The sequence below is a fragment of the Rhodococcus sp. K11/5 genome, assembly GCF_055193735.1.
This window is the reverse complement of record NZ_CM143721.1, coordinates 3,479,708-3,504,950: the sequence shown is the minus strand read 5'-3', so window position 1 is coordinate 3,504,950 and position 25,243 is coordinate 3,479,708. Positions and strand designations below refer to the sequence as shown.

The window sequence follows — 25,243 nt, the reverse complement described above, 5'->3', positions numbered from 1 at the left end:
CATACTCATGTCGCGGGGGGATCGACCGTCATACCGACGGTGCGCTGAGCGGAACAGCAATCAGCGTTTCAGGCCATGCGGTTCGACTCGGTGCCGGCAGACGGCGCGGAAGGCAGACTCAACCATGAAAAAGCTCGTAGGCGTGCTGACAGCCGTCGCTCTGGTAGGCGCTTCGGCGTGCGGGTCCTCCTCGGGGGCCGACGATTCCGGTGCGATCAAGATCGGGTCCGTTCACCCCACCACCGGCGCACTCGCCGGAGTCGGCGGGTTGATGAACGACGGGGCCGCGATGGCGGTGGCCGACATCAACGCGGCCGGCGGCATCGAAGCTTTGGACGGTCGAGAGCTCGAGTTGGTCTCCGGTGACAGCCAGGGCCGGGCCGAGGTGGGACAGAGCGAGGCACAGCGCCTCATCGACGACGGCTCCGTCGCGCTCATCGGGACCTACCAGTCCGACGTGACTCTCAACGTGGCGTCGGTCGCCGAGCGGTCCCGCGTTCCCTTCGTCATCGACGTCGCGGTGGACGACCAGATCCTCGAGCAGGGATATCAGTACGCGTTCCGCATGCAGCCCAACGCGTCGAGCATGGGAACCGACGGCGCCAGGGCGCTCGCGGCCATCGAGGAGCAGACCGGCGAGGCCATCGATTCGGTGTCCTACCTCCACATCGAGGGGTCCTTCGGCGACAGCGTCTTCGACGCGTTCGAAGCCGAGGCCGCGAACCAGGGCATCGACTCCGTGCAGGAGATCAGCTACCCCGCGACCAACTTCTCCGACGCCACTACCGTCGTACGCGAAGCGGCCGTGTCGAATCCGGACGTCATCATCGCCACCGGCTACTACCCGGACGGCCTGTTGATCGCTCGCGCGGTGGAGCAGCTGAACGTCCCGGTCAAGGGCGTGTACGGAATCGCGAACGGTGCGTTCGACGACAGTTCGTTCCCGTCGGATGCGGCAACGGCCGGTGACGGCGTGTTGAGCGCCAACTACCACTACGACGCGACCAGCGAGCGAGTCACCGACATTCGCGCCCGGTTCGAGGAGCAGTTCGGACGCCCGATGGAGACGGCATCCATGCTGTCCTACCAGGCCGTCGAGGTCATCGCCGCCGGGCTCGAGGACGGCGCCGACAGCGACCCCGAGGCACTGCGCGAAGCCATCTCCGGAGTGTCGATCGAGGACCCGCTCCTCGCCTTCAGCGGACCCATCGAGTTCGACGAGACCGGCCAGAACACCAACGCGACCGTGATCGTCATGCAGGTCCGCGACGGCAGCATCGCCCAGGTGTTCCCGGAGGAGTTCGCGACCGCCGATCTCCGGTTCCCGACCGGATCCGGACAGTGACCACCGCAACCGAACCCACCGCCGCCGCGGCCACCGAGCCGTCCCGTCGGTCGGCCGGTGCCAACACCGGTCTGATCGCCGGTGGCGTGATGGTCCTGATCCTCGCCGTCGTCTTCTTCGCCGGTGGCAAGGACCAGGGTCTGGTGGGCCAGGCGATCGTCTCGGGGCTGCTTCTCGGTGGCGTCTACGCGCTCATCTCCGTCGGATTGACCCTGATCTTCGGCGTTCTCGGCATCGTGAACTTCGCCCAGGGCGCCATGCTCACCATGGCGATGTACATCGTGTACTCGTTGTCCAACGCGGGTCTGCCCGTCTACGTCGCCACCCTCGTCGCGGCGCCGCTGATGTTCCTGTTCGGCATGATCGTGCAGTCGGCACTGCTGACGAAGCTGACCATCAGCGGTAGTCACGAGGGGCCGCTGCTGGTGACCCTCGGCCTGTCCTTGCTGATCATCAACGTCCTGCTGATGATCTACGGCGGTCGCCCGCTGAGTGTGACGGCACCGGTGGACGGTTCGCTGTCCATCCTGGGCACCGTGGCGTCGTGGCCGCGCGTGCTGGCGTTCGTCGGCGCGGCGTTCGTCGCGGTCGCGCTCAAGGTCGTTCTCGAACGCACCCGGCTCGGATTGTCCATTCGCGCCGTCGCCTCGAACTCGGAGGGCGCCAAGCTCGTCGGCGTCGACATCGGCCGCGTGTACGCCCTGACCTTCGGTATCGGTGCGGCGTGCGTCGCGGTCGCCGGCGGTCTGATGACCCCGTTCACCTCGCTCACGCCCTCGGTCGGTGAGCAGTTCACCATCCTGGCGTTCGTCATCGTGGTGCTGGGCGGACTCGGCAGCGTCACGGGCGCGATGCTCGGCGGCGTGATCATCGGACTGGTCCAGACCGTCGGTGCGCTTTACCTGCCCGGCACCGGGTCGCTGATCCTCGTCTTCGTGGTGTTCGTCCTCGTCCTCTTTCTCAAGCCCGAAGGATTGTTCGGAGAACGCCGATGACTGCCACCGTGGACAACCCGACCACCGCACCCGCCGACAAGCGCCTGAAGGAGAACTGGCTCAGCCGCCAGCTCATCACGCTCGTCGTCGTGTTCGTCGCCATCGCCACCCTTCCGCTGTTCCTCGGCGAGCAGGCCCAGACGGTGGCCGTGCGGACCCTGATCTTCGCGATCATGGCCGTCGCCTGGAACATCATGAGCGGATTCGGCGGCATGTTCAGTTTCGGTCATGCCGCCTTCTTCGGCATCGGGGCCTACTCCGGTGCGTATCTGTTGGTGGAACACGGCATCTCGCCGTGGATCTCGATGGTGGTGGCCGCGGTGATCGCCGCCGTGGTCGGCACACTCATCGCTTACCTGTGCCTGCGGTATCGGCTCGCGGGCTCGTACTTCGCCCTGGCGACGTTCGCGTTCGCGCAGATGTTCCTGCTGCTGGTGCAGAACCTGGAGGTCTTCAACAAGACCGAGGGCTTCAACGTGCCGATCCTGCCGCGGGATTCGTGGTGGATGCTGCAGTTCGAGAAGGGCAGCGCCAACTACATCTGGATTCCGCTGGTGATCCTCACCCTCGCGGTGCTGGGCACCATCTTCTACGTGCGTTCTCGGGCAGGACAATTCGTCCAGGCGGTGCGCGACGACGCCACCGCGGCGGCGTCGTTGGGTATCGACACGATGAAGTACCGGCTCATCGCCGTCGCGGCCAGCTGCGCGCTGACGGCCGTGGCCGGCGTGTACTACACCCAGTACTACTTCTTCGTCGGTCCCGAGCAGGCGTTCGGATCCGCCGTGTCGGTCGAGGCCATCGTCCCCGCGGTCATCGGCGGCATCGGCACCATCTGGGGCCCCGTCATCGGAGCCGCGGTCATCGGACCGCTCTCCGAGCTCATCAACGAACTGCTCCGAAACCCGCCCGCGTTCCTCGAATTCCTGCAGGGCGCAATCGGTCTGGACGTCGCGGTCTACTCGATCATCCTGATCCTGATCGTCATCTTCCTGCCCAAGGGGATCTTCGGCACCATCCGCGAGAGGACGCACCGATGAGCCTGCTGACCGTCGACAAACTGAGCAAATCGTTCTCGGGAATCCACGCCGTGCGCGAGGTGTCCCTCGAGGTCCCGGACCGGCAGTTCCTGGGCATCATCGGTCCGAACGGGGCCGGCAAGACGACGCTGTTCTCGCTGCTCGCCGGGGAACAGCCGGCGACGAGCGGCCGCGTGATCTTCGACGGCACCGACATCACGGGTTGGCCTGCCAACAAGATCGCCCGCGCCGGGCTGGTGCGCACGTTCCAACTCATGCGTCCGTTCGAGTCGATGTCCGTGCTGGACAACGTCACCATCGCCGCGCTCACCCGCCGCAAGTCCCGCGGCGATGCGCGTCGCCACGCGCTCGAGGTGCTGGACCGGGTCCAGTTGTCCGACCACGTGGGCGGGCGAGTGTCCACCATGTCCACCGCCGGGCTCAAGCGTCTCGAGCTCGCGCGGGCACTGGCCCTGGAGCCGCGGGTGGTTCTGCTCGACGAGGTTCTCGCCGGGCTGGTTCCCGCCGAGCGGGCACCCATGATCGATCTGCTGCGCACGCTGCACGGCGACGGTCAGACCGTCCTGTTCGTCGAACACATCATGGCCGCGGTGATGGCGCTGTCGGAGAAGTTGGTCGTGATGCACGAAGGTGCCGTTCTGACGTCCGGTGACCCACGCACGGTCGTCGAGGACCCGCGGGTCGTCGAGGCCTACCTCGGTGAGGAGAAGACGGCATGACCACGCTGGACATCGAGGACCTGCACGCCGGGTATCGCCGACTCGAAATTCTCCACGGCGTCACCATGAACGTCGGGAAGCACGAGATCGTGTCGCTGATCGGGGCCAACGGCGCCGGCAAGACGACGACACTGCGGGCGCTGTCCGGAATCGTGACCCCGACCAAGGGTCGAATCCTGCTCGACGGCACCGACATCAGCGGGATGCGGATGGACCGGATCGTCAAGTCCGGGTTGATCCACGTGGCCCAGGACCGATCGCTCTTCGGAAGTCTGCCGGTGTCGGAAAATCTGGAGATGGGTGCGTACACGCAGAAGCGCAGCGGCATGAAGGAGTCCCTCGACCGGGTCTTCGAGCTGTTTCCCATCCTCGCCGAGCGCCGGACCCAGCGCGCCGACACCCTGTCCGGCGGACAGCAGCAGATGCTCGCGATCGGACGCGCCATGATGGGCCGCCCATCGGTGCTCACTCTCGACGAGCCGTCCGTGGGCCTGGCCCCGAAACTGGCGCAGCAGGTCCTCGACGCCATCGTGCGGATCCGAGACACCGGGGTCACCGTGCTGATCGTGGAGCAGAACGCCGCGCAGGCCCTGGAGATCTCGGACCGCGCGTACGTCATCGAGAGCGGATCCATCGTGCTCACCGGGTCGGGTGACGAACTGGCGCACGACGATCGCGTCAAGGCCGCGTACCTCGGCATCTGATCCATCTTCTTCGAAGGATTCACCATGCACATTCTGGCTTTCACGCCGATCGACGTCGACGACGTCGAATTGTCCAGGCGGCAACGACGCTACGACGATCTGTCTCCATCCGGGGTCACGGTCGAGCTACGCAACGTCGGTCCGAGCGCACCCTCCGCCCTCGACACCGAGGACGAGGTCAGACGATCGGAAATCGTTCTGGCACAGGCTTTCCGTGCTGTCGACCCGACCGGGTTCGACGCGTTCCTTCCGGATTGCGTTCTCGACCCCTGCGCCGAGGAGGCCGGCGCGTTCGCGCGCCCGGTGTTCGGGCTCACGCGGCTGACCGCGTCGTTCTTCGCCTCGCAGGGCCATCGCATCGGCGCACTCGCGCGGAACGAGGCCATCGCCGCCGAACTCGATCGACGGTTGGCCGGGTACGGGATCGACGCCGAACCCACCGGGGTCCTCGGACTCACCGTGGCGGACATCGCCGATCACGACGCGTGGTCCGCGGCCGTCGGTACGCACGTCGCGTCACTGACGTGCAGCGTCGCCATCAACGCGTGTTCCGCCGTCGACCTGGTCGGTCCGGCGACGACGCCGCTCGTCGTGGACCCCACGGCCACGGCGTTGCGTCTGCTGGGCACGCTCGAGGACGTGCGATGAGCGAGAGCGGCCCCGATCTGGTGGTGGCGGGTGCGGGCGGTGGATTGATCGCCGCGCTGCGCGGAGCCGAACTGGGTCTGGACGTGCTCGTGGTCGAGGCCAGCGAGCACTACAAGCGCGGCAACAACACCGCGATGTCGACGGCGATGATTCCCGGCGCCGGATCGCGCTGGCAACGGGCGGCGGGGATCGACGACTCTCCGGAGCAGTTCGTCGACGACATCATGCACAAGACGGGCGGCGAGGCCGACGCCCGGCTGGCGGCAGCATTGGCGGACGTCAGTGCGCCACTGGTCGAATGGCTCGCCGATCACCTCGGTCTTCCTCTCGACCTGGTCACCGACTTCGCCTACCCGGGGCATTCGCACTTCCGGTGCCACACCATCGACGGGCGGCACGGGAGCATCCTGCTCGAGCACCTGGTACGGGCGGTCTCTCGCGAGCCGAAGATCGACGTGCTCGTACCGGCTCGGCTGACGGACGTCACCGTGGACGCCGCGGGCGCGGTGGACGGCGTCGAGATCACCCTGCCCGACGGATCCACCGAAACGATTCCCACCCGCGCGGTTCTCCTCGCCACCAACGGATACGGCGCGGATTCCGCCCTGGTGTCCGACGCCATGCCCGAGATCGCGTCGGCCCGCTATCACGGGAGCGAGTACTCGGCCGGGGACGCGCTCACCATCGGGCGCCGACTCGGCGCGGACACCGCGTTCCTCGACGCGTACCAGGGCCATGCCGCGCTGTCGAAGAAGGCGTCGACGCTGGTGGGCTGGGCCACCGTCATGCACGGCGGCGTCGTCCTCGACCTCGAAGGGCGGCGCTTCGGCAACGAGACCACCGGTTACTCGGAATACGCTGCCGCCCTGGCCGCCCGGCCGGAGTCGGAGGGGTGGTTGGTCATCGACCGCACCGTGCACGATCTGTGCCTGGCCTTCATCGACTTCCGCCAGACCGTGGACGCGGGTGCGGCCGTGTGGGCCGACTCGGCCGACGAGCTCGCGCGGGCCACGGGGATGCCTGCCGACGCCGTGGTCGGTGAACTCGCGATCGTCGAGGAGTTCGCTCGTGGGGAGGGCAGCGATCCGTTCGGCCGCACCTCCTTCGAACACGTCCTGGAACCGCCCTACGCCGCCATCAAGATCGTGCCCGCGCTGTTCCACACCCAGGGTGGGCTGGTGGTCGACGAGTCGGCCCGCGTGCACCGCGTCGACGGCGGTGCGATCGAGGGTCTGTACGCGTCCGGCGGCGCCGCCATGGGGATCTCCGGTCACGGAGCCGCGGGGTACCTTGCCGGCAACGGTCTGCTGCCCGCACTCGGACTCGCCTATCTCGCAGCCGATTCGGTTGCTTCTGCTCGTCAATACTGAGGTTTCGAAAGGACCATCGTGTCGAATTCCCTGTTGATCACCAATGCTCGTGTCGTCCGTCCGGACGCCGATTCGCCCGAGGACGGCGAGTTCGTCGATCTGCTGATCGAGGACGGGAAGTTCACCCGCATCGAAGCCGGTATCCCCGCCGACGCTGCGGACACCGTCGTCGACGCGGCCGGGAAGGTGGCGTTCCCCGGTGTGGTCGACGCCCATCAGCACTGGGGCATCTACAACCCGCTGGGCGAGGACGCGGCCACCGAATCGCGTGCCTGCGTCCAGGGTGGTGTCACCACGTCGTTGTCCTACATGCGAACCGGCCAGTACTACATGAACACCGGCGGCTCCTACGCCGACGTGTTCCCCACCGTGCTCGCGGCCACCGAGGGCAAGCCGTACGTGGACTACGCGTATCACCTCGCGCCGATGTCCAAGGAGCACATCGCCGAGATCCCCTCCCTCATCACCGATCACGGTGTCACGTCGTTCAAGATCTTCATGTTCTACGGAAGCCACGGCCTGCACGGTCGCTCCGTGGACCAGAGCGAGTTCCTCATGACGCCGGAGGGGGAGCGCTACGACCTGGCCCACTTCGAGTTCGTCATGCGCGGCATTCAGGCGGCGCGTGAGCAGTTGGGCGACAAGGCGGACCACATCTCGTTGTCGCTGCACTGCGAGACCGCCGAGATCATGAGCGCGTACACCAAGATCGTCGAGGACGAGGGCACCCTGCAGGGCCTCGCGGCCTACAGCGCGTCGCGGCCGCCGCACTCCGAGGGACTGGCTGTCACCATCGCGTCGTTCCTGGCGGACGAGACCCAGTTGCCCAACATCAATCTGCTGCACCTGTCCTCGCGCAAGGCGCTCACCGCGGCCATGCGGATGGCGAAGGCGTTCCCGCACGTGAACTTTCGTCGCGAGGTCACCATCGGTCATCTGCTCGCCGACATCGACACCGCGTACGGACTCGGCGGCAAGGTCAATCCGCCCCTGCGCCCCCGTGACGACGTCGAGGCACTGTGGGAGCACGTGCTGGCGGGCGACATCGACTGGGTGGTCAGCGACCACGCGTGCTGCAAGGACGAGAAGAAGTTCGCCGAGGATCGGGGCGACATCTTCGCCGCCAAGTCCGGCTTCGGCGGTGCCGAGTACCTGCTGCCCGGACTGGTCAGCGAGGGTCGCAAGCGCGGGCTCAGCTGGCGACGCATCGCTCAGCTCACCTCGCTGAATCCGGCGTCGCGGTACGGACTTCCGGGCAAGGGCGACATCGCGGTGGGGATGGACGCGGACATCGCGCTCGTCGATCCCGACCACACCTGGACCGTGCGGCCCGAGGATTCGGAGTCGACGCAGGAGTACACCCCGTTCCAGGGCTTCGAACTCACGGCTCGGGTGACCGACACGTTCGTTCGCGGCCACCGGGTGTTGGCGGACGGCGTCGTCTCCGGTGAGCCGACCGGTCGCTACCTGCACCGTCCGTACAAGTGACCGGCCCGCTCGAGGGCATCAAGGTCCTCGACATCTCGACCATTCTCGCCGGCCCGCTCGTCGCGCAGATCCTCGGTGACTTCGGGGCCGAGGTGATCAAGATCGAGCACCCGACGCGTCCCGACGGGATGCGCGGGCACGGCCTCGACAAGGACGGCCACCCGCTGTGGTGGACGATGGTCGGCCGCAACAAGCGGACCATGAGCCTGAACCTGGGAACCGCGGACGGCGCCGACGTCTTTCGACGTCTCGTCGCCGACGCGGACGTGGTGGTGGAGAATTTCCGGCCGGGAACCCTCGAGCGGTGGGGTCTGGGATACGACGTGCTGTCCGAGTCCAATCCAGGTCTGATCCTGCTGCGCGTCACCGGGTTCGGTCAGACCGGCCCGTACGCGAGCCGTCCGGCCTTCGGCACGCTCGTCGAGTCGATGAGCGGCTTCGCCCACCTGACGGGGCCCGCGGACGGACCGCCCACCCTGCCGGCGTTCGGGCTGGCGGATTCGTTGGCCGGGATCGCGGGGTCGTCGGCGGTGTCGATGGCGCTGTATCACCGCGCGACGAACGGTGGCCGAGGCCAGGTCATCGATCTCGATCTGTTGAGTCCGATCATGACCGCAGTGGGCCCCGGTGTCATCTATGCGGACCAGTTGGGAATCGATCCGGAACGAACGGGTAATCGGTCGAGCAACAACGCTCCGAGAAATCTGTATCGCACCAAGGACGGTCATTGGCTGGCCATTTCTACCAGCGCCAATTCCATTGCCGAGCGGGTGCTGACGTTGGTCGGTCATCCGGAGGTCCTCGAGGAACCGTGGTTCGCGACCGGCCGTCAGCGCGCGGCGCACGCAGATCTACTGGACGGGTACGTGGGCGGCTGGATCGCGGACCGCACTCGCGGCGAGGTTGTGCAGGCGTTCGAGGATGCCGGCGCGGCGGTGGCGCCGGTGTACAAGCCGAGCGAGCTTCTCGACGATCCCCAGGTCAAGGACATCGAGATGGTGACCACCGTCGACGACGAGAATCTCGGCCCGGTGCGCATGCAGAACGTGATGTGGCGGATGGGGGAGACGCCCGGCAGTATTCGGCATACCGGACGTGCACACGGTGCCGACACCGACGAGGTGTTGTCCGAGATCGGATGCTCCGCGGAGAAGATCGCCGAACTGCACGAGTCCGGGGCCGTCTGACGGTTCGGCGGGGCACACTGGAGACCATGACCGCGACCCTCGCCGCCCGTACCGCCCGCCGACTCGGAGCACGCCTCGCCCTGGGCGGCGCCGTGAGCGTGGTGGGCGGGGCGGCGATGGCCGCCCTCGGCACGACGGAAGCTCAGCGTGCGTTCGGTCTGCAGAGCGCGGGGTGGGGTGCCATCGACCTGGTGATCGCCGGAGTCGGTGCGGTTCGCCCGCCGCCCGAGGACCCCGCGAAGCTACGAAAGGTGTTGCTGTTCAACGCCGGACTGGACGTGGGGTACGTCGCCACCGGGGCCCACCTCGTGTACTGGAAGCCGACGTTCGACGGTCGGATCACGGCACAGCAATCGGTGGGCCACGGGGCGGCGATCGTCGTTCAGGGGTTGTTCCTGCTCGTCCTGGACTCCGTCTATGCGGGCAAGGTGTCCCCCACACGTGGAGCTTCCCTCACGCGCTGAGCGACACCATCTCGGCGTAGATCACGACGTTGTCGTCGTAACTCGTCGCGGCGGAATCGAATTCTCCGCCGCAGGTGATGAGTCGGAGCCCGGCATGATCGAGATCGCCGTACACCGACTGGGTCGGGAACTCGGTCTTGCGGTACTGCTCCTTCGCCGTGACCTCGAACGTCACGACGCTGGAATCCGCGCGGGTGACGACGATGTCGTCGCCCGGTGAGAGCTCGGTGAGCCGGAAGAACACACCCGGCTCGCCGTCCCAATCCACATGTCCCGCAACGATGGACGGCCCGAGCTCACCCGGTGTGGGTGAGCCGGTGTACCAGCCGCCGGGGAATCCGCCGGCCGGTACCTCCATCGTCCCGTCGTCCTGAAGTCCCAACCCGATGAGGTTCGAGTCGACCCCGATGGCATCGATCTCGATGCGCACGGGCGTCGACGGAGCCGCCGGCGCCGGCGTGACCGGCTGATCGCCGACCACTGCCGGCGACACCGCATCGACCGCGGTGTCGGTTTCGCTGGAACCGGTGGGCGCCGCGACTGCCGGTTCGGCAGCCGGCGGCGTGGAGCACCCCGACAACACTGCGATGGCAACGATCGCCACCAGTAGTGCCCACAGCTTGGTGCGAAACAGGGTGAGCCAGGACGTCATCGATCAGTTCCGACGTCTGGTCCGCACGAATGCGGTTCCGGCCGCGAGAACGCCGAGGACGCTCCAGGTGGCGATGGTGCCGACCGGGTTCGACGGCGATGTGGTGCTGCCGTCACCGGTGTCGACGCCTCCACGCGGGACCACGGTGATCTGGTTACCGGGGGTCACCGGAGTGGTGGTTCCGGGGTTGTTCGGGGTGCCCGGTGTTCCGGGGGTGTTGGGGGTTCCCGGCGTGCCCGGAGTACCGGGGGTGCCCGGAGTACCGGGGGTGCCCGGTGTTCCGGGCGTGCCCGGCGTACCCGGTGTTCCGGGAGTGCCCGGGATCTCGGGGTTGTTGGGCGTACCCGGTGTTCCGGGGGTGCCCGGTGCGCCGGGGATCGGCGGAACCGTGATCACGCTGGGAACACCCGGAATGCTGGGCAGGCCGGGAATCGGTGGGACCGTGATGACCACGGGCGGGGGAGTTCCGGGCGTCGTTCCCGGAGTTTCGGTACCCGGGTTCGTGCCGCCGTCCCCACCGGTGCCGCCGTCGTCTCCGCCGTCGCCACCAGTGCCACCGTCTCCGCCGTCGCCACCAGTGCCACCGTCGCCACCAGTGCCGTCGTCGCCGCCGTCGCCACCAGTGCCGTCGTCGCCACCTGTACCGTCGTCGCCGCCGTCACCATCAACGGTGGGGACGCCGCAGTCCCCGATGTCGATCACGTTGTTGTCGAGCGTCACGGCGCCGGTCTGAGCCAGGAGCCGTCCGTCGATCGTGGCGCCCGTGTTCGCCGAGATGGACGCGGACGCCATGATGGTTCCGACGAACTCGGTGTTGGTTCCCAGGGTGGCGCTGCTTCCCACCTGCCAGAACACGTTGCAGGGGTTCGCGCCGTTGATGAGATTGACCGATGCACCCGACGCCGTGGTCAAGGTGGAGCCCGCTTTGAAGATGAACACCGAGTCGGTGGCGCCCTGGCCGTCGAGCGTGACCTCACCCGTGATCGCCAGTTCGGTCGGCGCCCCGTAGACGCCGTCGAAGTACGTTCGACCGCCGAGTTCGACGGGCTGGGGGTTCGGATTTTCGGCGCTTTCGCTGAGTGGGCGCGCTGCAGCGTCCCCGTATGCGGCGGTGAGGTTGGCCTTGGCGATGTTCGCTCGCTCGTTCGCGATGTCCAGAGCGCCGGGGGAGGGCTGGCCCGATGCCAGACCGTCGACAGCGCTCCCCGGGCTGAGTCCGACGTCCCCTCGGATGGTGCTCGACCCGGTGTCCGTCACCGTGCTGCCGGCCAGGACGGCGTAGCTGCTCGCGGTACCCAGCGGGACGGTGGTGGTCGCCGCCGACGCGGTGCCGGAGGCGAAGAGCAGCAGCCCCGCGGAGGCGACCGAAACTGCCGCGACGGAGACGGTGCACTGACGAAAAGTGTTGCGAGGCAATGCCTGTGAAGCTTGCATGCAGGATCCCTTATCGAAACGGACACATGCATCATCGATGTGTGTCGCAGGTGGTTTCGCCCAGCGATGTCCCCCGACAAGGTCGGCTGTGCGATGAAGAATCCTTCGCGACGGGTGACGGCTCTGCTGTAAAGCAGGCATCCACGTTTCGCGGTGGGATGGTGTGAGAAGGCTCGAACGCAAGAATGAGTGGACGCGACCTGTTTGTCCAAGTCGATAACCGAGTCCAGACGCTGATCACACCACGTGATACGCGATAAAGCAATTCCAATACTTTATCGGTCACGCGTATTGTTTCGAGCACAGAATCCGGACTTCGTGTTCGGTGACCGCACCGTATAAACACGGCGCGGGACGCCCATGTGGCGCGTGGACCGGCTCCGGTGCAGGAGAGCGGCTACCGAACCATCACTTCTTCACGACCTTTGCCGCCACTTCGTCCACCGATCGACCGGCAGCCTTGGACCGTTTGTCGGCGCGCTTTTCTTTGAGGGATTTCCCCGCTTGTGCGCTCATCGCGCTGCGTGGGGATTTGTCGGACATGGCGTGGGTCCATTGTTCGGAGAACCTTGATGGCCCCGATTCGTCGAATGATACGCCTTTATTTCGTAGAGTGTTCACCGAAACGGAAACCCCCTTTTCGGGGGATTTCGGGTGCCAAATGGTAATGGAAGTACATCCTTGTTATTAGTAACCCTCGGATACATCAACGGTTGCCAAAGCTCGTGACCTGAGTAACACTGACCACATCAGTCACTTTAGTAACAGAGAAAACGGTGGGGGTTCACGGATGCACGCAGTCGGACGACGTATTGCGATCGGTGCTGTCATGACGCTCATGGTCGGTGGCGTCAGCGCTGTGGCCGCTCCTGGAATCGCGAGTGCCGAACCGTGCGGTGGCACGGGAGTCGGGAGTATGCCGTCGTTCGGGAGCAGCGGGGGTGGCCAGGGTGGTCTTGCACCGCGTGGCCCCCAAGGGCCACTCGCCCCGATTCGAAGCAGCAACACCGAGTCGATCTCCTGGGTGACCGGGCCGGTGAGCTCGAACAGCACCTACGACCGACTGGGCATGTCGGGGACCGACCTGGGAATCACGTGGGACAACGGATCGGGCCAAACGCTGATGGCGTTCGGTGACACGTTCGGGAACTGTTCGCTGCCCGGGCAACAGTGGCGCAACAACGTGCTGCTGAGGTCGAACGATACGAACCCGGCGGACGGCATCGACGTGCACCCGGCCGTGGTGGGGGATCGGAACTCCGGTGCAGTGGTGAATCCCGCGAACTTCGCCAGCCAAGTCATCCCGAGTCTGCGACTGCCGATGGTCGAAGCGACCACCATTCCGACCGCCGCCATTTCGCTCAACGGCAAGCAGTACATCAACTACATGTCCGTTCGTGAGTGGGGAACTCCGGGCAACTGGACCACGAACTTCTCGAACATCGCCGTGTCCGAGGACAACGGGCAGACGTGGACATCCGATGCGAACACGATCCGCGCGAACGTCGGCTTCACCGTCCCGACGGTTCGCCAGCTCCAGGCCGGCAATCCGAACTTCCAGATGAACGCGTACGCGCAGGGGAACGACGAGTTCGTCTACCAGTACGGGACGCCGAGCGGTCGCTTCGGTGCCGCGCACCTCGCGCGGTTCCTGCCGGAGGACATCATGGACACCGCCGCGTACGAGTATTTCGGTGCCGACGGCTGGTCCGCCTCCGTCGACGATGCGGTTCCGGTGGTCGGCGGTCCGGTCAGCGAGATGTCCGTCGCGTGGAACGAGTACCTGCAGCGGTACGTGATGTTGTACGGGGACGAGACTCAGGGATCGATCGTCGCTCGCACCTCGATCGCTCCCGAAGGTCCGTGGAGTGCGCCGACCACGTTGTTGGGTCGGGTTCAGACCATCGGCGGTGTGTACGCGCCGTACATCCACCCGCAGTCGAACGGTCGGGGCCTCTACTTCACGGCGTCACGATGGTCGGACTACAACGTCATGCTGCTGAAGACGAACCTGGACGCATTGCCGCGCTGACAGACGCCGCTTCGCCCGGCCTGGGGTTGGTCGAGCGGGGCGACGAGCGGTTTGGTTTGTCGGGAGCTGCGAGTCGACATCGATTCCGGGCGGGGAAGCCCGGGTCTAGCGTCCTTCGCGCAGCTGGCCCGCGATGTGGAGGGCGGTCGATTCGTCACCGGTAGAATAGCTTTCGCCCGCGAGCCGGAAAGCCTCTGCGAGGCGGAGGGCGATGTCGATGTGTTGTTGGAGAATGTCCTCGAGCGAGCCGGGTTTGCCCGCAGCGAGATCCGCGTACTTCTGTTCGACGGCCTTGCCCGACGGGAAAATGCCGAACCCACCCTGGTTGTGGGCGGCCCGCGTAGTCGCACGGACTGCCGCGAGACCCGCGCCGAATTCTTCGCACGCTTTTGCGCATCGTTCTGCCGATTCCGGCGTGATGGCGATGTGTTCGGTACTCATGGGCCTGCTAGTCCTAGTTTGGAAGTTCGGGAGCAAGTGCTGCCGTGATTTCGATCAGAACTACGCAGGGGTCTCCGCGTAGTTGTGCGTCGCCGGCCCTGTCTACCGTCAGGACAATTGATCCCGTAGCAAAGGGCATCGAAATCTCGCAGGAATCTCCCGTGTCATCGGCTACACGGCGGTAGATGTTGGTGTCGCGCGCACCGACGGCCAGTGGGCTGAGGCCGGAGATGCTCGGGTCGGTCAAGAGTTCGTCCTGGCGTATGGATGTCGATTGCGCGATGAAGAAGTACCAATCCTGCTTGAAGACGCACTCGTTCCATACTGTGTCGTCTTCGTCGAGAACACCACCGTCGATGATCGTCGGGTCGACCCCGGCAGCCGCGATGGCTTCGCTGGGGATGGAGCACGGGTCCCACAATTCAGGCTGGGCAACTGGGGCGCCCGCGACTTGTGATCCGCACCCCGCGACGAGCAGCAGAAGTGCAACGCACAAACCGGTACGACGGACAATGGAGGAAGCCACACGCCTTTCGACGCAGCAGGAAGCCTGCGGGTTCCGCTCGATTCCTCGATGATCGCGAGATCGTGCAACGACCTCCGGCCCCACCCGTCAGGACGAGTGAGGCTGGAGCATCGAACGCGGTGAGCTCGAAGCCAGTATTCGGATCAATCTGGCTGTGATGGAGCGCTTTCCGGTGGTTCGGGGTCGGGTGGGTCGGGTTCGTAGAGGTATTCGTCGGGGTGGTGGTAGTGGTTGATGCGCCCGGTGCGCCTCGCGTCGAGCCAGGTCGGTGGGTGCCAGAGGGTGCGCCCCGGGTAGGGGTGATCGTCTGCGGCGGTGGTGGTGGACCAGCGGAGGTTCGGGTCGTCGCCGATGAGGTGGTGATGTCGGTCGCAGGCCAGGGCGAGGCAGTCGATGTTCGTGCGCCCGCATTTGGCCCAGTCGGTGACGTGGTGGGTTTGGCATCGGGTGGCGGGTCGGGTGCAGCCGGGGAAGGTGCAGCCGCGGTGCCAGGCGGTCAGGACGAGGCGTTGGTCTTCGGTGGCGAGGCGGCGGCCGCGTTCGAAGTGCAGGGGTCGGCCGTGGCCGTCGAAGAGCAGCAGGTAGGGGTGTGCGGCGGCGGCCATCTGTATGGCCTGCCTTATCGGGATGTGGGTTCCGGTGCCGGTGAGGGCGAGGCCGGTGGCGTTTTCGAGGTCGTGCAGGGTCATGGTGACGATGGCTTTGGTGGCGACGCCGCGGTGGTGTCCGAGCAGGTTCGAGCTCAGCAGCAGGCGGATGGCGTCTTTGAGGTCGTCGTGGATGCGTTGGCCGCGGCTACGCAGATCCCGCTCCGGCTCCGCATCCGGTTGTGCGTCGGGGGTGGGGAGGCCGAGGTCGAGCTCGGGATCGGCACCCGCACCGGCGTCGGCGTCGGGATCGGCGGTGGGGGAGTCGTTCCCTTCCGCTCCGCCGTCGTCTGAGCCGTCGGACGCACCGTCGTCGGCCGCGTCACCGCCGCCCGCGTCACCGCCGGAGCCATCCCTCTTCGGTCCTTTCTTGGCTCCGGGTTTGCCCATCGCCTCGGTGACCGCTTCGAGCAACGCCCGGAACTCCGCATCGACCCGGAACTTCCCCCGACTGAGCCCGTGGGAGTCCTGCTTGTCGAAGTGGATGAAACACGACGCCGCCACTTCCTCGTCCGAGGGTGGGTTCCCGTCCTCGTCGAGGTGCGCCAGGATCCGCTCCCCGGCCGCGCGCACCGCATCCGCAGCGTGCTCACCGCACAGCGCCACCAACTGCTTCTCCGCCTCCTCGGCCACCTCCGGCCCGACCTCGTCGGGAATGCGGGAGACGATGTTCCGGATCACCGCCACGTGCGCCGGATCCAACACCCCCTGCACGGCGGCGGTGCCGGTGTGCGGGTACACCGGCGGCATCGGCTTACCCGTGAACGCCCACCGCTTCCCGACGTCCGCGGCGGTGCGCAACCGGTCCCCGGCGGCGCGGGCGGTGATCCGCAACAACATCCCCAGCGAGAAGGGGGCGGAGCCGCCGAGACCGTCGAATCCGCCCTGATGGACGGTGTCGTTGAGCCACGTGTACGAGGACCCCAACAGCGAGCGGCGGACGGTTTCGGTGCGGGCAATCAACGCCAACCGATCCCGATTCGACAACCGTGACGCATCGACCGATGCGAGGTCCGCCATCCCCTTCTCCAGCGACGCGATCAGCTTCTCGACGGAGGCATCGGTGATCACGGCGCCGGCGATGTCGCCGACCCCGTCCCCCGTGCCGTCCCCCGAAAGCATGATCAGAAGGTAACCGACCCCACCGACACAAATCGAACAGGTGTTCCCATTGCTTACTTGCGTGCACGATTGCGGATCTCAGCAGCGGGTAGCCCTCACGGGCAGGGGGCTCGAACCGGCTCGAGGCGAGCCGGAGATCTACTGGAGGCGCATTCCATGACATCACCACAACCCGGTACGGCGCTCGTCGTCGGAGCGACGGGAATCTCGGGACAGACGATCTGTCGGCAGCTGGTGGACGCGGGATGGAAGACGTATGGACTGTCTCGGCAGACCGAGCTCCCGGTCGATGGCGTCGACGTCGTGACGGCCGACCTCCTCGACGCCGACGGCATGAAGAACGCCCTGCGTGGAACCGCTCCGGACGTCGTCTTCTTCACCGCCTGGATGATGCAGGACAGCGAAGCGAAGAACATCGAGGTCAACACGGCCACGCTCCGCAACACCTTCGACGCACTGGCCGACGAGAAGTCCGTCCGCCACGTCGCCCTGATGACCGGCCTCAAGCACTACCTCGGCCCGTTCGACGCCTACGGCGAATCCGTCACGGCCGAAACGCCGTTCCACGAGTCCGAGGAGCGGCTCGACACCCCGAACTTCTACTACGCGCAGGAGGACGAGCTGTTCGCGGGCGCCGAGAAGCTCGGCTTCACGTGGAGCGTGCATCGCGCGCACACGGTATTCGGGTACGCCGTCGGCAACGCCATGAACATGGCCCTGACCCTCTCCGTCTACGCGACCATCTGCAAGGAGACGGGCGCTCCCTTCGTCTTCCCCGGCTCCGAGACCCAGTGGGACGGACTCACCGACGTCACCGACGCCGGACTCCTCGCCGAGCAGATGATCTGGGCGGCCACCGACGAGAACGCCCGCAACGAGGCGTTCAACATCGCCAACGGTGACGTCTTCCGCTGGCGCTGGCTGTGGCCGCAGATCGCCGAGATGTTCGGCGTCGAGCCGGTCGGCTTCGACACCGAACCACGCCCGCTCGACGGCCGTATGGGCGACGCTGCCGAGATCTGGAAGAAGATCGCCGCGCAGCACGATCTCACCGAGCCCGACGTGACCAAGCTGGCGTCCTGGTGGCACACCGACGGCGACCTCGGTCGCGACATGGAGTGCCTCACGGACATGACCAAGAGCCGTAAGGCCGGTTTCCTCGGATTCCGCTCGACGCCCGAGAGCTTCGCCGAGCAGGTCGCCCGGTACCGCGAGGCGCGCATCATCCCCTGACGGCGGGCGCCCTTCCGGCACACCAACCCCTGGCCCGACGCCGTGAGCGGCGACTTCTCGACGCGACGGTGTCGGGCCTGCGGGTTACGATCTGGTCCCTGTCGGGCAGAAGGGGGGTGTCGATGGAACTACGAGAACCGGAAACGACGGTCTCACGCATCGGCATGGTCGACGATCATGATCTCACCGTGCGCGGGCTCGAGGGCGCGCTCGCGGATCAGCCCGATCTGAACCTCGTGGCCAGCGCGCCCACGGTGGCCGAGCTGTTCGAGCAATCGCCCGGCCTCGATCTGGTGGTTCTCGATCTTCGTCTGCGCGACGGGTCGTCGCCGGCGGCGAACGTCGAGGCCATTCGTCGGCACGGGCTCGCCGCTCTGGTGCTGACGTCAGGGGAGGACCCGTTCCTGGTGCGGGCGGCCGCACGCGCGGGGGTGCTCGGGGTGGTGCGCAAGTCGCAGTCGGCGGGGCACGTCATCGACGCGATTCGCAGCGCGGCCAAGGGTGAACTGGTCCCCACCATCGATTGGGCGGCGGCCATCGACGGTGACCCTGATCTGTCCACGGTGGACCTGAGCCCCCAGCACCGAAAAGTGTTGTCCCTCTACGCTACCGGTGAAACAGCCACCCGAGTCGCGTCGATCATGGGTATCTCGCCCGAGACGGTGAACGATTATCTGGGACGCATTCGCCTCAAGTACGCGGAGGCCGGTCGACCGGCGCCCACCAAGACGGACCTCTACAAGCGCGCACTGGAGGACGGGTGGTTGCCCTTCCCTCGTCGTCGCAAGAAGTAGCGACGTCGTCCGGTGCCGCCGGACAGCGCACCACCGAGCAGCGCACCACCGAGCAGCGCAGCGCCGCGGATCAGATCCTGACCATGTTCGGCCGATTCATCGGTGCCGGTTACATCTTCTATCTGCTCGTCTCCGTTCCACTCATCCGAGACGCCGCCACGGTGACCCATCCCTGGTGGACCCCGGTGGCGCTCGCGCTGTTCTTCGGCCCCGGCTTCGTACTCTGCGCGGCATCGTTCACTTCTCGTGGTCGGCGGCATCTCCGCACCATCGCGGCGTCGTGCGCGATTCTGTATCTCGTCGGACTGGCCACCTGGCCATTCGGGTGGACCGGCGCGATGGTGGACAGCGGGCTGCCGACGTGGTTCACCCTCTTCCCCGCTCTGGCGAGTCTCGGCGCCGCGGTGTCCCTGCGCCCACGCTGGGCGTTCCTGCACCTGGCGCTGACCGTCACGGTCTGCCAGATCGTCAATCAGTACATTCGGATGCCGGACGAACGAAGCCCGCTCCTGGCCGACATCGTCTACGCCTTCGGGTTCAGCATCATCTTCGTGGCCGCGTCCATCACCGCATCGAGGACCGGCTTTCTGCTCGATCGCACGCGGTCCAGCACGTACGCCCAGGCCGCGAGTTCTGCTGCCGTGCAGGCGCGAACGGTCGAGCGGCGGCGATTCGACGGTTTGATCCACGACAACGTGATGTCCACGCTTCTCGCGGCTTCGCGCGACCCGGTGGACGTCGGTGTGGTCACCCAGGCGAAAGTAGCCCTGGCCGAGCTGGATTCACTGCGGGACGAGACGTCGGGCACCGTCGAGTTCGGGCCACCCGCGGTGATGGCGCACCTGCGCGACGCGGCTGCGACCGTGGACGACTCGGTACAGGTGACGTTCACCGTCGTGGACGACGCGGTGCCGCGGTCGATTCCGGCCGAGACCGTCCGCACCGTGGGTGCAGCGATGGCGGAAGCGTTGCGCAACAGCGTCCGGCACGGCGGGAACGACGCGTCCCGCACCGTCGACGTCCGGTTGTCGGCGGCCGATCTGACCGTGGTCGTCGCAGACGACGGGCGGGGCTTCGATCCACGTGCCGTCCCGTCCCATCGACTGGGTGTGCGCGTGAGCATCCTCGATCGGATGGAGCGTCTGGCCGGAGGTTCGGTGTCGCTGCGCTCGTCGGTCGGCCGCGGTACGCGGGTCGAGCTGCGTTGGTCGACGGAGACGGCATGACCGCGACGGCGGCGGTCCACCCGCGTGAGGCGGACATCACCACCCTCCTCGGAATGCACACGCGCACGGCGTGGCTGATCGTCGGGATCAACATCGCCGGCGTCGGCTCCGCGGCGTTCTCGTCCCTTCGGGGTGTGAACGTTCCGTCGGCCGTCGTGATCGCCGTCGTCATGCACGCGTGCTCGGCGGTGGCTCTCATGCGGATGCCGGGTGACCCGTTTCCACTCGCTGCCACCTGCGCGGTGACGCTGGCGGGACCGGTGGCATGTCTTGTCGTGTTGGCGGCGTTGTCGGTGCCCATCGCGAATCCGTTGCAGACGTGGCCTATCGGCACCAGCGCCGGTCTGTACACGTTCCTGTGCGTTCGAGGCCGCACCGGGTGGGCGTGGTCCGGGTACGCGGCCATCCTGGCGGTCGGTATCGGGTGGGCCGTGACGACGGGGCAGGACCCCGGCGTCGGTCTCGGCCTCGTCCTTCCGAGCGCCGCGCTCCTTCTCATGGGCACGTTCTTCGCGTTCGCCATCCGGAGTCCGGTGCGAGACATCTTCCGACTCCGGGAGGAGTCGACGCGACGAGCGGCGGAGGAAGCGGCGGCGGCCGCAGCGCTCGACGAGCGCGATGCGCAACTGACTCGCTTGGACGAGCTCGCCCGGCCCATCCTCACCCTGATCGCGTCGGGTGAGCCGCTGTCGGACGAGGAGAAGCTCAGCTGTCGGCTGCTCGAGTACCACCTTCGGGACACCCTGCGCGCGGCCGGCCTCGACGACGTCGACGTCGACGTCCACAGCGCGGCCCGTGCGGCGCGAAGTCGCGGGGTCGAGGTGGTCCTGCTCGACGATCGAGGTGAAGACCCGGCCGAGCGCGTCGATCGCCACATTCTGGACGCGGTGATCGCGGCGCTGGAGGACCCGTCGCTGACGGCAGTCACGGTGCGTTTGATGCCCCCGGATCGGGGTTTCGCCGCGTCGATCCTGGTCAGCGGTACCCGCGGCACGGTCCGGCGGGTCTTCGACGCCGCCGGACATCCGGTGACGTCCCACTCCGGCTGATCCCCCCGAGGTCGGGGGCACCCGGTTCGGCGTCTACCGAACACACCACCACCTTGTTTACCGTTCGACCTCGTGAAAGCCGCGAACACGGCATGGATGACGGGGGATGACATGACGACCGCGATGTGCCGCTGCCGCGACAGAGGGATCGACACCAGGGCCGGTGAGCCGGACATGCCCCTGCCCGCGCCCACCCTGTCACCGCGAGAGGTGCAGATCCTCGTAGGATGGCTGGTCGAGGGCGTCTCGAAGGGCCAGCTCGCCACCGGGATGTACGTCTCGCTCGGAACGGTGAACACTCACCTCGCCCGCATTCGCGCGAAGTACGCGGCCGTCGGGAGGCCCGCCCCCACCAAGGCCGACCTTCTGGTTCGCGCGCTGCAGGACGGATTGCTCACCATCGACGCGTTCGCCTGACCGTCGCGTCGCGTTCATCCGCGTGCGGCACGGTGTCGCCATGCAGATGTCGAGACGATCGCTGTTCCGCTACACCGCACTCGGCGCCGCGGCGGGAGTTCCCCTGCTGGCGTGCAGTTCCGGGCAATCCGGGCCCGGTCTCGTCAGATCGCGGCCGACGCTCACCCACGGGATCGCGAGCGGCGACGTCCGGACCGACGGCGCACTGATCTGGGCCCGGTCGGACACCCCGGCCACGATGGTCGTCGACACCTCCGCGACCGACTCCTTCACCAACGTCGTCACCCGGCGCGGGCCGCTGCTCACCCCGCGTTCCGACGGCACCGGGGTCCTGCGACTCACGGGTCTGCCTGCGGGAGAGCGCATTCACTACCGGGTGACGCTGGAAGGTGAGGACGGGGCGACGTCGGAACCGGTCACGGGAGTCTTCTCCACCGCCCCGGATCGGCCGTCGGACATCCGGCTCCTGTGGTCGGGGGACACCGCGGGGCAGGGCTACGGCATCAACCCCGAGATCGGCGGTATGACCATCTTCTCCGCGATGGCCGATCGGCAACCGGACCTGTTCCTGCACAGTGGAGACGTGGTCTACGCGGACGGTCCGCTCGAGGAAAGTGTCACCCTGCCCGACGGTCGGATCTGGCGAAACACCCTGTCCGACGCCAAGGTCGAGGTCGCCGAAACCCTGGACGAGTACCGCGGGCAGTACGCCTACAACCTCACCGACGAGAACTACCGACGGTTCAACGCGTCGGTAGCGCAGATGGTCCAGTGGGACGACCACGAGACCGTCAACAACTGGTACCCCGGTGAGATCCTGGATCTCGAGGAGTACACGGAGAAGAACGTCGACGTTCTCGCTCAGCGCGGCCTGCAGGCGTTCTCGGAATGGCTGCCCGTCGCACCCACGGAGGCGGTGGACGGTCGCATCTACCGCAAGATTCCCTACGGTCCTTTGCTCGACGTGTTCGTCCTCGACATGCGCAGCTACAAGGACGCCAACGGTGCGAACGTCGACGCGTCGGGTGAGGTTCTCGGTGCGACGTAACGACGCTGGCTGATCGACGAACTGACGCGCTCGACCGCGACGTGGAAGGTCATCGCCAACGATCTGCCTCTGGGGATCGTCGTTCCCGACGGGGACAGCGCGTTCGAGGGGGTCGCGAACGGGGAGCCCGGGCGTCCGCTGGGCCGCGAGACCGACATCGCCCAGGTACTGACGGCCATCGATCGGAACGACGTCACCGGGACCGTCTGGCTCACCGCGGACGTGCATTACACGGCGGCGCACCGCTATTCGCCGGAGCGCGCCTCGTACCAGGAGTTCCGTGAGTTCTGGGAGTTCGTCAGCGGCCCGCTCAACGCGGGCGGGTTCGGGCCGAACGATCTGGACCCGACGTTCGGACCGGAAGCGGTCTTCGTGCACGCGCCGCCCGAGCCGAAGTCGTCCCCGCTCGACGCGTTCCAGCACTTCGGCGAAGTGCTCATCGACGGGCAGTCGCGCGAGTTGACGGTCAACCTCTGCGACGGGACCGGGGAGGTGTTGTTCACGCAGGTCTTGCCGGCGCCCTGAGCAGGCATGACATTCAGGTCTGGCCCGAACCGGGCATCGGCGCCGACCCCTCCCGGTACCGTCGGCCCATGACTTCCGCTGCTGCCTCCGCCCGCGCCGCCTACAAGACGCTCGAGCCGTATCACATCACCGCGTACTTCAATCCGGAGTTGCGAGCGGCCGGGACGGACACCGGCCTCGACGGGCATGCCTGGTACGCGGGTTCGAGGGCGCAGCCGATGGGCGCGTGCGACGCCAGTGTGGTCGCCGCGTCGTTCTACAACTTCAATCCTGTTCTTGTCCAACGCGTGTGGCCCCTCGCGGTCGAGGCGGGTCTCGATCGGATCGCCGACCGGCGATGGACCATGCTCGATTCGGTTCTGGGCAACGCCCTCGGTGAGTTGGCGTCGGACCCCGGTCTGCCCGATCTCGCGAAGCGCCTTCACGACCTCGGCGATTCCGTCAGCTACGCCGGCCGTCCGCTCTCCGCCGCGTGGCATGCGTCCCCGTCTCCCGACGCCCCGCACCTTGCTCTGTGGCACGCGATCGCCGTTCTGCGGGAATGGCGTGGAGACGGTCATCTCGCCGCCCTGGTGGATGCGGATCTGAGCCCCGTCGAGGCCGTGGTGTTCCACGAGGCGAACCACCCCGAGCCGGGTGGGCGTCGGGTGCTGGGACGACGCATCACGCAGTTGACGCGGGAATGGTCGGACGAGGAATGGGACGCCGCCGCGGAACGGCTCGCGACGCGCGGTCTTCTGACGTCGTCGGACGGCGTCGAGACCCTGACCGCCGACGGCGTCGCACTGGACGCGCACATCGAGACCCGGACCGACGCGATGGCGTCGGGCGTGTGGCGTGGGGTGTCGGATGCGGACGAGCTGATCGGCAGTGTTCGGCCGTACGTCAAGGCCGTGATCGATGCGGGCATCCTGCCGGGGACCAAGAAGAAGTAGGTGCTTGCCTCGGAGCGGACGACTCCGGCGACGTGGTGGTCGTGGCTCACGGGCGGAATCACTGTGCTCGCGGCCGCGGCGTGCGGCGTCGTTCTCTGGACGTTCGTGCCGCCCACGGTGTTTTTTCCGATCTTCGTCCTGGCCGCGTGGGTTTTGTTCGGGCTGGGCATCGCATGGCTGGTGGTCGCCCTCATCGGGTGGTTCCGATTCCGCGCGGTGCGCGGGAGTCTCGCGGCGCCGGCCGTCGTGGTGTTGACCGTCGGCCTGGTCGTCTTCTCGGTGCCGTCGCGCGTCGCCTTCGCGGTGTCCGAGAACGCGTTGACGGACCTCGCTGCTACCTGTGAGGCGTCGTTCGAGAACCGATCGGTGATGGTGTACCGAGTGCAGCGAACGGAACCGATCGGCGACGGGTGCCTCGTGTACGTCGAGGGCGGATTGATCGACTCGGTCGGGTTCGCGTACCTGCCCGGACAGGATCCGTACCTCGGGACGCCCAGGCGCGACGGCGACATCGGATACCGTCCGCTCCACGGTGACTGGTACTCCTTCGTGGAGCAGTTCTGACGAGCCGATCACCGGGACCTGCTCTGCCGGTGCAGTTCTCGGATAATTTTCAGCGGACCAGCTCTTGGCACTCTCCGGCCGAGAGTGCTAAATTAGTGGCACGCACAGACGAGAACCGGGCTCGCGAAGGACGGCCCGGATGGACAACAGGAGGTGTGTTGCTGTGCTCCGCTTCGATCCTTTCCGTGACCTCGACGCTCTGACCTCGGGCCTGCTGAGCACCGGGACCGGCACCGACCGCTCGCCGCGGTTCATGCCGATGGATCTGTACAAGGTCGACGATCACTACGTCCTCGACGCCGATCTCCCCGGTGTCGACCCGGGGTCCATCGATCTCGACGTCGACCGCGGCACGCTGACGCTCACGGCACATCGTTCCGCGCCGAGCGAGGACTCGCGGCAGTGGCTGACGTCGGAACGTTTCACCGGCACCTACCGGCGGCAGCTCGCGCTCGGTGAGGGCGTCGACACCGAACGTATCTCGGCGACGTACGACAACGGCGTTCTGTCGGTACACATTCCGCTCGTCGAGCGAGCTGCGCCGCGCAAGATCAGCATCGGTCAGGCAGAGAACGGCGACCGCACGACCATCGAGGCCGTCTGACGTACGCCACGCTCGTGCGCTGCGCACTTCCCTT

25 protein-coding genes and 1 pseudogene are annotated in these 25,243 nt (G+C 66.8%); 20 read left to right on the top strand and 6 right to left on the bottom strand.

All coding sequences use genetic code 11. From position 1 onward, the window contains the following. The first annotated feature begins 124 nt into the window (after positions 1 to 124). From ACY466_RS16505 to ACY466_RS16460, 10 genes are read left to right on the top strand one after another with little or no spacing between them, the layout of a single operon-like run. Complete coding sequence (locus ACY466_RS16505) at positions 125 to 1,345, top strand: ABC transporter substrate-binding protein (protein ID WP_463246661.1); 1,221 nt, start codon at positions 125 to 127, stop codon at positions 1,343 to 1,345. Next, the gene (locus tag ACY466_RS16500) at positions 1,342 to 2,340 is read left to right on the top strand and encodes a branched-chain amino acid ABC transporter permease (protein ID WP_463246660.1); all 999 of its coding nucleotides are present in this window, start codon (positions 1,342 to 1,344) and stop codon (positions 2,338 to 2,340) included. Before ACY466_RS16505 ends, ACY466_RS16500 begins: the two co-directional genes overlap by 4 nt. Then, the gene (locus ACY466_RS16495; RefSeq protein WP_463246659.1) at positions 2,337 to 3,380 is read left to right on the top strand and encodes a branched-chain amino acid ABC transporter permease; all 1,044 of its coding nucleotides are present in this window, start codon (positions 2,337 to 2,339) and stop codon (positions 3,378 to 3,380) included. The genes ACY466_RS16500 and ACY466_RS16495 overlap by 4 nt, the downstream gene beginning before the upstream one ends. Then, positions 3,377 to 4,099 carry an ABC transporter ATP-binding protein gene (locus ACY466_RS16490; protein WP_463246657.1) on the top strand — a complete coding sequence of 241 codons (723 nt, stop codon included), beginning with the start codon at positions 3,377 to 3,379 and terminating at the stop codon, positions 4,097 to 4,099. Before ACY466_RS16495 ends, ACY466_RS16490 begins: the two co-directional genes overlap by 4 nt. Continuing rightward, entirely contained in the window at positions 4,096 to 4,803 is a 708-nt protein-coding gene (locus ACY466_RS16485; protein ID WP_463246655.1) for an ABC transporter ATP-binding protein, read from the top strand. Before ACY466_RS16490 ends, ACY466_RS16485 begins: the two co-directional genes overlap by 4 nt. Before the next feature lie 24 nt (positions 4,804 to 4,827). Then, positions 4,828 to 5,451: an aspartate/glutamate racemase family protein gene (locus ACY466_RS16480; protein ID WP_463246653.1), complete on the top strand. Its 624-nt coding sequence runs from the start codon at positions 4,828 to 4,830 to the stop codon at positions 5,449 to 5,451. Further along, positions 5,448 to 6,821: an FAD-dependent oxidoreductase gene (locus tag ACY466_RS16475; RefSeq protein WP_463246651.1), complete on the top strand. Its 1,374-nt coding sequence runs from the start codon at positions 5,448 to 5,450 to the stop codon at positions 6,819 to 6,821. Before ACY466_RS16480 ends, ACY466_RS16475 begins: the two co-directional genes overlap by 4 nt. 18 nt (positions 6,822 to 6,839) lie before the next feature. Then, positions 6,840 to 8,309, top strand: coding sequence for a dihydroorotase (locus ACY466_RS16470; protein ID WP_463246649.1), 1,470 nt, complete (start codon positions 6,840 to 6,842; stop codon positions 8,307 to 8,309). After that, positions 8,306 to 9,496 (top strand): CaiB/BaiF CoA transferase family protein, encoded by a 1,191-nt coding sequence (locus ACY466_RS16465; RefSeq protein ID WP_463246648.1) that lies wholly within the window; start codon positions 8,306 to 8,308, stop codon positions 9,494 to 9,496. Before ACY466_RS16470 ends, ACY466_RS16465 begins: the two co-directional genes overlap by 4 nt. Before the next feature lie 26 nt (positions 9,497 to 9,522). Continuing rightward, positions 9,523 to 9,960 carry a DUF6992 family protein gene (locus ACY466_RS16460; protein ID WP_463246646.1) on the top strand — a complete coding sequence of 146 codons (438 nt, stop codon included), beginning with the start codon at positions 9,523 to 9,525 and terminating at the stop codon, positions 9,958 to 9,960. Here ACY466_RS16460 and ACY466_RS16455 read toward each other — a convergent pair. From ACY466_RS16455 to ACY466_RS16445, 3 genes are all read right to left on the bottom strand, one after another. Continuing rightward, entirely contained in the window at positions 9,950 to 10,612 is a 663-nt protein-coding gene (locus tag ACY466_RS16455) for a class F sortase (protein WP_463246644.1), read from the bottom strand. The genes ACY466_RS16460 and ACY466_RS16455 overlap by 11 nt on opposite strands. Positions 10,613 to 10,615: 3 nt before the next feature. After that, on the bottom strand, positions 10,616 to 12,046 hold the full coding sequence (locus ACY466_RS16450; RefSeq protein ID WP_463246642.1) for an ice-binding family protein: 1,431 nt from the start codon (positions 12,044 to 12,046) through the stop codon (positions 10,616 to 10,618). A 408-nt stretch (positions 12,047 to 12,454) separates the two neighbouring features. Continuing rightward, positions 12,455 to 12,589: a hypothetical protein gene (locus ACY466_RS16445; protein ID WP_463246640.1), complete on the bottom strand. Its 135-nt coding sequence runs from the start codon at positions 12,587 to 12,589 to the stop codon at positions 12,455 to 12,457. Positions 12,590 to 13,082: 493 nt separating this feature from the next. Between ACY466_RS16445 and ACY466_RS16440 the strand changes: the two genes are divergently transcribed. Next, positions 13,083 to 14,078 (top strand): DUF4185 domain-containing protein, encoded by a 996-nt coding sequence (locus ACY466_RS16440; RefSeq protein WP_463246638.1) that lies wholly within the window; start codon positions 13,083 to 13,085, stop codon positions 14,076 to 14,078. A gap of 105 nt (positions 14,079 to 14,183) precedes the next feature. Here ACY466_RS16440 and ACY466_RS16435 read toward each other — a convergent pair whose 3' ends face one another. The 3 genes from ACY466_RS16435 to ACY466_RS16425 all read right to left on the bottom strand — a co-directional run bounded on the left by ACY466_RS16435 (position 14,184) and on the right by ACY466_RS16425 (position 16,814). Further along, a complete protein-coding gene (locus ACY466_RS16435; RefSeq protein ID WP_463246637.1) occupies positions 14,184 to 14,519 on the bottom strand; it encodes a hypothetical protein in 336 nt (111 codons plus the stop codon). Between the two features lie 13 nt (positions 14,520 to 14,532). Further along, positions 14,533 to 15,045, bottom strand: coding sequence for a DUF3558 domain-containing protein (locus ACY466_RS16430; protein ID WP_463246635.1), 513 nt, complete (start codon positions 15,043 to 15,045; stop codon positions 14,533 to 14,535). 143 nt (positions 15,046 to 15,188) lie between these two features. Further along, complete coding sequence (locus ACY466_RS16425; protein WP_463246634.1) at positions 15,189 to 16,814, bottom strand: HNH endonuclease signature motif containing protein; 1,626 nt, start codon at positions 16,812 to 16,814, stop codon at positions 15,189 to 15,191. Positions 16,815 to 16,970: 156 nt separating this feature from the next. Here ACY466_RS16425 and ACY466_RS16420 point away from each other — a divergent pair, with 156 nt between their 5' ends. The 9 genes and pseudogenes from ACY466_RS16420 to ACY466_RS16380 all read left to right on the top strand — a co-directional run bounded on the left by ACY466_RS16420 (position 16,971) and on the right by ACY466_RS16380 (position 25,209). Then, positions 16,971 to 18,047, top strand: coding sequence for an SDR family oxidoreductase (locus ACY466_RS16420; protein ID WP_463246632.1), 1,077 nt, complete (start codon positions 16,971 to 16,973; stop codon positions 18,045 to 18,047). Positions 18,048 to 18,169: 122 nt separating this feature from the next. Further along, positions 18,170 to 18,841, top strand: coding sequence for a LuxR C-terminal-related transcriptional regulator (locus tag ACY466_RS16415; RefSeq protein WP_463246631.1), 672 nt, complete (start codon positions 18,170 to 18,172; stop codon positions 18,839 to 18,841). After that, a complete protein-coding gene (locus ACY466_RS16410) occupies positions 18,808 to 20,067 on the top strand; it encodes a sensor histidine kinase (RefSeq protein ID WP_463246629.1) in 1,260 nt (419 codons plus the stop codon). The genes ACY466_RS16415 and ACY466_RS16410 overlap by 34 nt, the downstream gene beginning before the upstream one ends. Then, entirely contained in the window at positions 20,064 to 21,116 is a 1,053-nt protein-coding gene (locus ACY466_RS16405; protein WP_463246627.1) for a hypothetical protein, read from the top strand. The genes ACY466_RS16410 and ACY466_RS16405 overlap by 4 nt, the downstream gene beginning before the upstream one ends. 72 nt (positions 21,117 to 21,188) lie before the next feature. Then, entirely contained in the window at positions 21,189 to 21,533 is a 345-nt protein-coding gene (locus ACY466_RS16400) for a response regulator transcription factor (protein WP_463246626.1), read from the top strand. A 40-nt stretch (positions 21,534 to 21,573) separates the two neighbouring features. Then, positions 21,574 to 23,106 (top strand): annotated as a pseudogene (locus ACY466_RS16395) (alkaline phosphatase D family protein). Positions 23,107 to 23,174: 68 nt separating this feature from the next. Beyond that, on the top strand, positions 23,175 to 24,041 hold the full coding sequence (locus ACY466_RS16390) for an SCO6745 family protein (protein ID WP_463246624.1): 867 nt from the start codon (positions 23,175 to 23,177) through the stop codon (positions 24,039 to 24,041). After that, positions 24,042 to 24,605: a hypothetical protein gene (locus ACY466_RS16385; protein WP_463246623.1), complete on the top strand. Its 564-nt coding sequence runs from the start codon at positions 24,042 to 24,044 to the stop codon at positions 24,603 to 24,605. 163 nt (positions 24,606 to 24,768) lie between these two features. After that, positions 24,769 to 25,209: an Hsp20/alpha crystallin family protein gene (locus ACY466_RS16380; RefSeq protein WP_463246621.1), complete on the top strand. Its 441-nt coding sequence runs from the start codon at positions 24,769 to 24,771 to the stop codon at positions 25,207 to 25,209. The last annotated feature ends 34 nt before the right edge of the window (positions 25,210 to 25,243 follow it).

Excerpts from the sequence above, each read along its gene's own strand:
- ACY466_RS16505 (WP_463246661.1), top strand. The coding sequence starts at position 125 with ATGAAAAAGCTCGTAGGCGTGCTGACAGCCGTCGCTCTGGTAGGCGCT.
- ACY466_RS16495 (WP_463246659.1), top strand. The coding sequence starts at position 2,337 with ATGACTGCCACCGTGGACAACCCGACCACCGCACCCGCCGACAAGCGC.
- ACY466_RS16490 (WP_463246657.1), top strand. The coding sequence starts at position 3,377 with ATGAGCCTGCTGACCGTCGACAAACTGAGCAAATCGTTCTCGGGAATC.
- ACY466_RS16485 (WP_463246655.1), top strand. The coding sequence starts at position 4,096 with ATGACCACGCTGGACATCGAGGACCTGCACGCCGGGTATCGCCGACTC.
- ACY466_RS16480 (WP_463246653.1), top strand. The coding sequence starts at position 4,828 with ATGCACATTCTGGCTTTCACGCCGATCGACGTCGACGACGTCGAATTG.
- ACY466_RS16475 (WP_463246651.1), top strand. The coding sequence starts at position 5,448 with ATGAGCGAGAGCGGCCCCGATCTGGTGGTGGCGGGTGCGGGCGGTGGA.
- ACY466_RS16460 (WP_463246646.1), top strand. The coding sequence starts at position 9,523 with ATGACCGCGACCCTCGCCGCCCGTACCGCCCGCCGACTCGGAGCACGC.
- ACY466_RS16455 (WP_463246644.1), bottom strand. The coding sequence starts at position 10,612 with ATGACGTCCTGGCTCACCCTGTTTCGCACCAAGCTGTGGGCACTACTG.
- ACY466_RS16450 (WP_463246642.1), bottom strand. The coding sequence starts at position 12,046 with ATGCAAGCTTCACAGGCATTGCCTCGCAACACTTTTCGTCAGTGCACC.
- ACY466_RS16445 (WP_463246640.1), bottom strand. The coding sequence starts at position 12,589 with ATGTCCGACAAATCCCCACGCAGCGCGATGAGCGCACAAGCGGGGAAA.
- ACY466_RS16435 (WP_463246637.1), bottom strand. The coding sequence starts at position 14,519 with ATGAGTACCGAACACATCGCCATCACGCCGGAATCGGCAGAACGATGC.
- ACY466_RS16425 (WP_463246634.1), bottom strand. The coding sequence starts at position 16,814 with ATGCTTTCGGGGGACGGCACGGGGGACGGGGTCGGCGACATCGCCGGC.
- ACY466_RS16420 (WP_463246632.1), top strand. The coding sequence starts at position 16,971 with ATGACATCACCACAACCCGGTACGGCGCTCGTCGTCGGAGCGACGGGA.
- ACY466_RS16415 (WP_463246631.1), top strand. The coding sequence starts at position 18,170 with ATGGAACTACGAGAACCGGAAACGACGGTCTCACGCATCGGCATGGTC.
- ACY466_RS16405 (WP_463246627.1), top strand. The coding sequence starts at position 20,064 with ATGACCGCGACGGCGGCGGTCCACCCGCGTGAGGCGGACATCACCACC.
- ACY466_RS16390 (WP_463246624.1), top strand. The coding sequence starts at position 23,175 with ATGACTTCCGCTGCTGCCTCCGCCCGCGCCGCCTACAAGACGCTCGAG.